Annotated in this window: 5 protein-coding genes and 2 pseudogenes; 4 read left to right on the top strand and 3 right to left on the bottom strand. The window is 40.4% G+C overall.

What is annotated here, in order from left to right:
* Window positions 1–77 precede the first annotated feature (77 nt).
* A pseudogene (locus C7B62_RS08520) lies at window positions 78–740 on the top strand (TonB-dependent siderophore receptor); the annotation flags it as partial.
* 1 nt (window position 741) lies between these two features.
* On the opposite strand, the pseudogene C7B62_RS08515 reads toward C7B62_RS08520, so the two are convergent.
* Window positions 742–1959: pseudogene (locus tag C7B62_RS08515) on the bottom strand (TonB-dependent siderophore receptor); the annotation flags it as partial.
* A gap of 63 nt (window positions 1960–2022) precedes the next feature.
* Between C7B62_RS08515 and C7B62_RS27105 the strand changes: the two are divergent.
* A complete protein-coding gene (locus C7B62_RS27105) occupies window positions 2023–2190 on the top strand; it encodes an IS630 transposase-related protein (protein ID WP_106234749.1) in 168 nt (55 codons plus the stop codon).
* Window positions 2191–2204: 14 nt separating this feature from the next.
* Here the strand turns inward: C7B62_RS27105 and C7B62_RS08505 are convergent, their stop codons facing one another.
* Complete coding sequence (locus C7B62_RS08505) at window positions 2205–3308, bottom strand: amino acid ABC transporter substrate-binding protein (RefSeq protein ID WP_233219872.1); 1104 nt, start codon at window positions 3306–3308, stop codon at window positions 2205–2207.
* Window positions 3309–3604: 296 nt separating this feature from the next.
* Between C7B62_RS08505 and C7B62_RS08500 the strand changes: the two genes are divergently transcribed.
* The gene (locus tag C7B62_RS08500; RefSeq protein ID WP_106234747.1) at window positions 3605–4702 is read left to right on the top strand and encodes a hypothetical protein; all 1098 of its coding nucleotides are present in this window, start codon (window positions 3605–3607) and stop codon (window positions 4700–4702) included.
* 74 nt (window positions 4703–4776) lie between these two features.
* Here the strand turns inward: C7B62_RS08500 and C7B62_RS08495 are convergent, their stop codons facing one another.
* Window positions 4777–6687 carry a fumarate reductase/succinate dehydrogenase flavoprotein subunit gene (locus C7B62_RS08495; RefSeq protein ID WP_106234745.1) on the bottom strand — a complete coding sequence of 637 codons (1911 nt, stop codon included), beginning with the start codon at window positions 6685–6687 and terminating at the stop codon, window positions 4777–4779.
* A gap of 340 nt (window positions 6688–7027) precedes the next feature.
* On the opposite strand from C7B62_RS08495, the gene C7B62_RS08490 reads away from it, so the two are divergent.
* Window positions 7028–8086 (top strand): TrkA family potassium uptake protein, encoded by a 1059-nt coding sequence (locus C7B62_RS08490; RefSeq protein ID WP_106234742.1) that lies wholly within the window; start codon window positions 7028–7030, stop codon window positions 8084–8086.
* Window positions 8087–8164: the final 78 nt, after the last annotated feature.

The following is an 8164-nucleotide window of genomic DNA, read 5'->3' as shown; positions in this document are numbered from 1 at the left end:
TCTTGTCAATCGTCCGAACGTAACGCATCATTTGGTGTAGTTACAAGCTGCATCCGCTTGTCGGTGCAGTAATTGACGCTTCCTATACCACTTCCTTTGTTCCTAGTTCTCCTGAAGTTTCCAGCCCAACCTTCGATCCTGAAACAGGAAGACAGTTTGAAGTTGGGGTGAAGGCAGATGTAGCCAAGCAACTTAGTGCTACTTTTGCTGCTTTCGATCTACGTAAACAAAATGTCTTGACAGAAGATCCAGACAATCCTCTTCTCTCAGTACAAACAGGAGAATTAGCCAGTCGTGGAATTGAATTGAATTTAGACGGGGAAATCTTACCTGGTTGGAATATTACTGCTGGCTATACCTATCTCGATGCTTTTGTCAGTGAAGATAATACCATTCCTGTTGGCAACGATCTAGCGAATGTACCCGATAACCAGTTTACTCTCTGGACGACTTATGAACTGCAACAAGGAAATCTAGAAGGCTTGGGATTTGGTTTGGGATTTTTGTATTTAAGCGATCGCTCTGGAGATTTAGATAATACTTATACTTTACCTGGTTATTTCCGTACCGATGCTGCTCTGTTTTACGAACGTAACAATTGGCGCACTCAATTAAACATTGAAAACCTGTTTAATATTGACTATTTCTCCTCATCACCGTTTAGTAATTCTGGTTCTCGGTTGAGTGTAGATCCAGGTGCGCCTTTTACTATTTCAGGAACAATTGCAGTGGAGTTTTAAATTAGAAATTTACTGAAATATTACCCAGTAACGTAAACGGATCACCTGGTGTAATTTCTTCGCGACCAGATCCTTCAAAATAGCTGACATCAAAAAGGTTTTTAAAGTTGAGTGTTGCTTTAAAGTTAGCTCTTTCGTAGTAAAGCGCAGCATCCACGCGAGTATATTCATCAAGAAAGAAAGAATTGTCTAAATCTCCTGGGCTTTCGCTGAGATAAAAAATGCCTGCGCCAAATCCCAACCCCGCTAAACTACCTTTTGGGATGGTGTAGGCTGTCCATAAATTAAAATCATGCTCTGGCGCACTTTCTAAACGATTTCCTACAGGAACAGTATTGTCTTCAGTAACTTTGGCATCAGTATAGGCGTAACCTGCAAAAATACTCCAGCCAGGCAAAATTTCCCCAGCAATATCTAATTCGATTCCTTGGCTGTTTTGCTCTCCTGTTTGTATTTCAAATAAATTATTTCCCGGATCGGTAGTCAGAACATTAGTCAGGGTTGTATCGTAGAAAGCTAAGGTGGAAGATAGACGATTTTTGATAATTTCCGTTTTAACCCCAATCTCGTAACCCGTACCTCGCTGAGGATCGAAAGGTTCGTTATTAGCACTCCTACCACTTGCAGGAGTAAACGATCGCGTATAACTAGCATAAAGAGAAATTGGTTCAATGGGTTGGTAAACTAAACCAACGCGAGGCGAAAAGGCATCGGCTTCCGTTTCGGTAATTTCGCCGTCAACACTACTTTCTAAGTTATAAGTATCAAACCGTCCACCGACAACCAGTTTAAGATTTTTTAGGAGGCTAATTTGATCTTGTAAATAAACGCCAAAAGAATTTTCGCGATCTTCAAACAATCCAAAAGATTCAAATGGAGCGGGAAAGTTAAAATCAGTTGAAGGATTGAAAATATCAATCGTATCTCCCCCTCTAAATCCTCCTTCAAAGGTGTTGAAACCACGATAGTATTCCAAACCAAACAAAACTTGATGCTCTACTGAACCAGTCTTAAACTTACCAATTAAATCATTTTGGAAAGTAAAGGTTTCATAGAATTGATAACCGCTATTAGTTGAGACGGGAAAATTGCGATCGTCTTGTGATGGCCCATCAATCTGTACTGTAGCACCTGGCCCATCTTCTGTAGAGACAGCATAACGTAAGGCAGAACGCAGAGATAAATTCCGATTAAAACGATGATCGAGATAGAGTTCGGTTCTGGTTTCGTCATAGAATCATATTATGAGCGATCGCGCTAATGGTAAATTCCCCGATGACAAATAACTTACAGTATTGATTTACGCAAACGGGTAGTGGTATTTGTTCGACCAGATGGTTCTAAAGCAGAAGCGTCAAGAAAATACGAGGTAAGTATTAAGTATATGTGTGTAAATGATTGGTGTAACAGAAGTGATTTGACTCCCAAAATTGTCAAATCAATTTTTTAGGAGCAGACAAAAATCTATTTAAAAGGAGGAGAATATATTAAGCCACCATCAGTCCAAAGGGCATTTTGACCCCTTTCTAAATCAAAAGGTAGTCCAATATTACGCTCATAAACCTCGTCATAATTGCCCACGTGCTTGATAATTCTCTGGACAAAATCATTCGATAATCCCATATCTTCGCCAAAAGTTCCTTCGAGGCCCAAGAAACGCCTAATTTGAGGATCTTTGGTACGTGCAAAGCTGGTTACGTTTTGTGAATTGATCTCCAACTCTTCCGCTTCAATCATGGCATAAATTACCCATTTGACGACATCAAACCACTGGGAATCGCCATCTAATACTACAGGTCCTAAAGGTTCTTTTGACAATACCACCTCTAACACTTGATGATCATCAGGTTTATTTAATCCCGCACGACCAACAGTTAATTGAGAGCGATCGCTGGTGGCAGCTTCACAACGTCCCTCTTGGTAAGCTGTAAATAACATATTAGCATCTTGTAGCACTACAGGCGCATAATTCAACCCTAATTGGCGCATATTATCGGCTAGATTCTGCTGGTTGGTTGTTCCTGCTAGTACACAGACTGATTTTCCGTCTAAGTCCTCTAGTTCTTCAATTTCGCTGTCGGTTGTGACTAATATTCCTTGACCATCATAAAAAGTTGTCGGTGCAAATTCCATCCCCCCTGAAGTATCGCGACTTAATGTCCAGGTAGTATTGCGACTCAACAAATCTATTTCTCCTGACTGCACCGCTAGAAAACGCGCCTCTGTATCAAGTTCTTTATACTCTACCTTGCTAGGGTAATCAAAAATGGCTGCTGCTACTGCACGACATAGATCTACGTCCATGCCTGAATATTCACCCTTTTCATTAACAGAACTAAATCCAGGTAGCTGTCCATTAACGCCACAAATTAGTTTCCCCCTACTTTTGACTATATTTAAGCGGCTTTTAATCATGCCAGTTTCTTGGGGAGGCTCTATTGTTTCTTCTGTCTGTGCCGTATTATCTTGAGCCTGGCTATTTTCAGCTGTCTTGTTGCTACAACTACCAATTAGTAAAAGTACAATGATGGCTATAGAAATTAGCTTTAAATTTATTTGCGTCAACATAACTACTTTATTACTTTTTTCCACAAAACTCTTAATAAGACTCAGAACCAGGTTAGCGGAAAGGGGAAGAATACATCAAGCCACCATTTTGCCACAGGACATTTATACCTCGTTTTAAATCAAAAAAGAAACCTATTTGACTAAGTCAAAGATAGTTGCATAAAATAGCATTTTGGGGGAGGTGATCGCTGCCAGTCAGTCTTTAAAAAAGATAAGATAGACAGGTATATACAACTCATTTATAAAAATTTTAATTATTAAACTTCTTCTCTAAAACTAGAAATATATAAATATATATGCGGATAACTGTAACCAAAACCAAGCTACTTTTGGGAATATCCTTAAGCATATTGCTACCTACTCAGGTTTTGGCATCTGAACAGCCAACATCAAGCAAACCTAGGCAACAATTTGAGTTTTTAACAAATAAACACCTGAACGCTAAGGTTCATTCCCCTTGGCACTCTGTTACTACCAATAATAACTTTGAGCAAAATCCTCTATTATTGGACAGCCTACTCCCCATAACTATCCAACTACAGGACAGCAATTCTAGATTACCAGACTTTGATAACTATGATTCTGCTCAAGATTCGTCTTTTAAAGCAGGAGTTGCTTCATGGCAAAGTCAAACCAAATTAGGTTTAATGAAGCTAGACGGTAATTTTAATTCCTCGGCGCACTTGACTAAAGGAAAAGCCTCTGTGTCAACTACTACTGCTCTTGGTTTAGTTGATTTATCAATCAATCTAGATCATCAGATTAAACCAATTCAAGCTACTACTACTTGGCAAGCCAATACTCCTTTAGGCTCTCTAGCTGTTAAGGGAAATTTTAATGACAAGATAGCTTTTAATGGTGGAAATGCAACATGGAATGCTCAAACGAGTTTGGGTGCTATGACTGTCCGAGGAAATTTTGATCGCGAGACTAACTTTACGGGGGGAAATGCAGCGTGGAATGCTCATACATCAGTTGCTTCATTAGCAGTAAAAGGTAACTTTGATCGCGAGACTAACTTTACGGGTGGTAACGTCAAAATTAATTCCCAAGCCTTAATTGGTTCTTTTCAAGCCAATATCAAACTCGATCGCGAAACCAAATTTAATGGCGTTGATGCCTCCTGGGATGCCAATCTTTTGTTTGGCTCAAATATTGGAGTGAGCGGTCAGTTCGATCAAACCAATACCTTTACAGGAGGTAGTATTAAGCTAGGCGCAAAATCATCTTTAGGTCTGATGGGAGTCAAAGCAAATCTTGATGAGGATACTCAATTTACCAGTGGGAGTGCCTTTTGGAAAGCTAAAACTAGACTGGGTTCAATTGGTTTAGATGCCGATCTTAACAAAGACGGTAATTTTTCCTCTAAGCTGGGTTGGGAATTGCCACTATAAATGGTATTGGATTACGTGCGAACGTTAAGACATTTCTTAAAACTCGTTACTTGTCACTTGTTTAGACGATTCCTTTATTTATAACTGCGTTGAGTTAATTCAACATTGTCAAATGTCAGCTTTTCTTGGTGTAATACAGGAGTTTGCTCATCTCCTTGATATTGCCATGCTGCAACATAAGCATAATGCTCATCATTACGCAGGGCTTCTCCTTCTGAGGTTTGACATTCTTCGCGAAAATGTGCGCCACAGGATTCATCTCGATCCAAAGCATCCCGCGCCATTAGTTCTCCCAATTCTAAGAAATCAGCAACCCTCCCCGCAAATTCTAGGTGTTTATTAAAAGTATGCTGATCTTGAGGAATCGTGACATTTTGCCAGTATTCCTGTCTTAATTCGCTTATTTGGGCGATCGCATTTTCTAACCCTGCTCGATCCCTTGACATTCCTACATAATTCCAAAGAATATGACCTAATTGACGATGAAACTCTGTTACCGTCTTGTTTCCCTTAATACTTAACAGTTTATTAACTTTAGTATTAACCGTCGCTTCTGCCTCTTCAAAAGCAGGATGAGTTAACTCTACAGGAGGAAGATCCGTCGTCGCGATGTAGTTACCTAAAGTGTAGGGAATCACAAAATAGCCATCAGATAATCCTTGCATTAAGGCACTTGCACCAAGACGATTTGCTCCGTGATCGGAAAAATTTGCCTCGCCTAAAACGTGCAAACCAGGGATAGTACTCATTAGGTTATAATCTACCCACAACCCACCCATAATGTAGTGAACGGCGGGATAGATGCGCATCGGGACTTCGTAAGGATTTTCTCCCGTGATACGTTGGTACATATCAAAGAGATTGCCATAACGTTCGGCAATTAACTCCTTGCCTAATTTAGCGATCGCATCTCGAAAGTCTAAATATACTGCCAATCCAGTTTCGCCAACGCCTCTGCCTTCATCTGTAACTTGTTTGGCGTTGCGGGAAGCTACATCACGGGGGACAAGATTACCAAAGCTAGGATAACGAGTTTCTAGATAATAATCTCTTTCTGCTTCAGGAATTTGACTGGGATTGCGCCGATCTCCTGGCTGTTTTGGCACCCATACCCGCCCATCATTGCGTAACCCTTCACTCATTAAAGTGAGCTTAGATTGATAAGAACCCGATACAGGAATACAGGTAGGATGAATCTGGGTATAGCAAGGATTAGCAAATAAAGCCCCTCGTTTGTAGCATCGCCAAGCAGCAGTTACGTTTGAGTTACGGGCATTAGTCGAAAGATAATAGACATTACTGTAACCTCCAGTACATAGCAGTACCGCATCTCCTGCGTAGCGTTCTATTGCTCCTGTAACCAGGTTGCGAACAATAATGCCCCTGGCTTTGCCCTCAACTAAGACCAAATCAAGCATTTCTCGACGAGGAAACATTTCGATCTTCTCTTCAGAAATTTGGCGTGACATGGCGCTATATGCCCCTAATAAAAGTTGTTGTCCCGTTTGTCCTTGAGCATAAAAAGTACGGGATACCTGCGCCCCACCAAAAGAGCGATTGGCTAACAGTCCACCATATTCTCTCGCAAAAGGAACACCCTGCGCCACACACTGATCGATGATCTGATTACTAATCTGTGCCAAGCGATATACATTCGCCTCGCGGGAACGATAGTCACCCCCTTTAATGGTGTCGTAAAACAATCGCCAGACGGTATCCCCATCATTAGGATAGTTTTTCGCGCCGTTAATGCCCCCTTGGGCTGCAATACTATGGGCGCGACGGGGAGAATCTTGAATACAAAAGCTTTTGACGTTGTAACCCAGTTCCGCCAGGGTGGCAGCAGCAGAAGCTCCAGCCAAACCAGTTCCTACAATTAAGATGGTATGCTTTTTCTTGTTAGCAGGACTAACTAACTTGCAATGATCTTTATAGTAGTCCCATTTGTCTTGTAGTCTACCAGTAGGAATTTTCGGATCGAGCATTTTTAATAAAGATGAGGGATGAAGAATGAGGAATAGAGAGGTCTGCAAAAATCCTTATAAAAGGATACTAGTTGGAGATCAACAGCTAAAGCTAAATTTCAAGTTTGTCAAATAATCATCAATATAACATCAGCTTTTTTTATATTTCTAGGCGATCGCCAAATATGCTGAAGATACTTGAAGAAATACGAGCTATTGCTCAACTTTATCTTCTTGGGACGTATTTAGTACTTTTTACTACATACCATCAGTCTAATGGTGAGATTAGATAAATAACAGTTCACTCTTGTTCTATAGCCAATATAGTCAAGACTTTTCAAGACAGCAAATAGAGTAAAGTATGCACGATTCGTTTAAGCGTATTCTGACGGGAACAATTATTTTTGTTCTCACCCTGATCACGGCAGTAATTGGCTACACACTTTTTGGCTGGACGCTATTAGACTCTATTTACATGGTAGTGATTACCATTTTTGGTGTGGGCTATGGAGAAGTGCATCCTTTAGAAACCCCGCCAGAAAAGATTTTTACCATGATGGTAATTATCGCTGGCACAACATCAGCAGTGTATATCGTAGGAGGTTTTGTACAGATGGTTGCAGAAGGAGAAATCAATAAGGCTTTGGATACTCATCGTCTGGATAGAGAGATCAAAGGTTTAGAAAATCACGCCATTATCTGTGGTTTTGGGCGGATGGGGCAAATTATGGTGCAACAACTGGTCAAAGATCGCCAAAAGTTTGTGATTATTGATCGAGAAAGCGATCGCGTTGCTAAAGCTGAACAGTTGGGTTACCTAGCTACAATGGGCAATGCTACTGACGAAAACTTGTTAATATCTGTTGGAATTAAAAAAGCTAGAGTTTTAGCTACAGTCTTGCCAGATGATGCTGCCAATGTCTTTATTACCTTAACAGCCCGTGGCTTGAATCAAAACTTAATCATTCTCTCACGAGGAGAGTTACCCAGCACAGAAAAGAAATTGAAGCTAGCAGGAGCAGATCGAGTAGTTTTACCCGCTATTATTGGCGGTATGCGGATGGCAAATTTAATTACTCGTCCCACCTCGACGGATTTTCTCAAAAGTAAAAGCGATCGCCATTATCTGGATGAACTATTGAGTCAAATTAATATTCAAATTGATGAATTAGTGATTCAGAAAAGTTCGGCTTTAGCTAATAAAAGCGTTGGTCATATAGAGGTTCGAGGCAAAGGTACTTTTATTATTGTTGCTATTCGTCGCGAGGATAAAACCGTAATTAAAAATCCCGATCGCAGCGTTATGCTAAGACCAGGAGATACCGTTATTGTTATGGGACATCATGGTGATATTCCTCAATTCGCTCAATTTAATGAGCTGAAAAGCAAAATGCGCTATCGAGGTTCGAGCATTGGCTAATTTTGCGAAAATTATAGCTTTTGGTAGATTAGCTGCAAATAAGAGTTGTTTACGATCACAAGAGTAAATATTAAGTTT

The organism is Pleurocapsa sp. CCALA 161 (assembly GCF_003003995.1).
Classification (GTDB): Bacteria; Cyanobacteriota; Cyanobacteriia; order Cyanobacteriales; family Xenococcaceae; genus Waterburya.
This window is presented reverse-complemented; position numbering and strand designations above follow the sequence as displayed.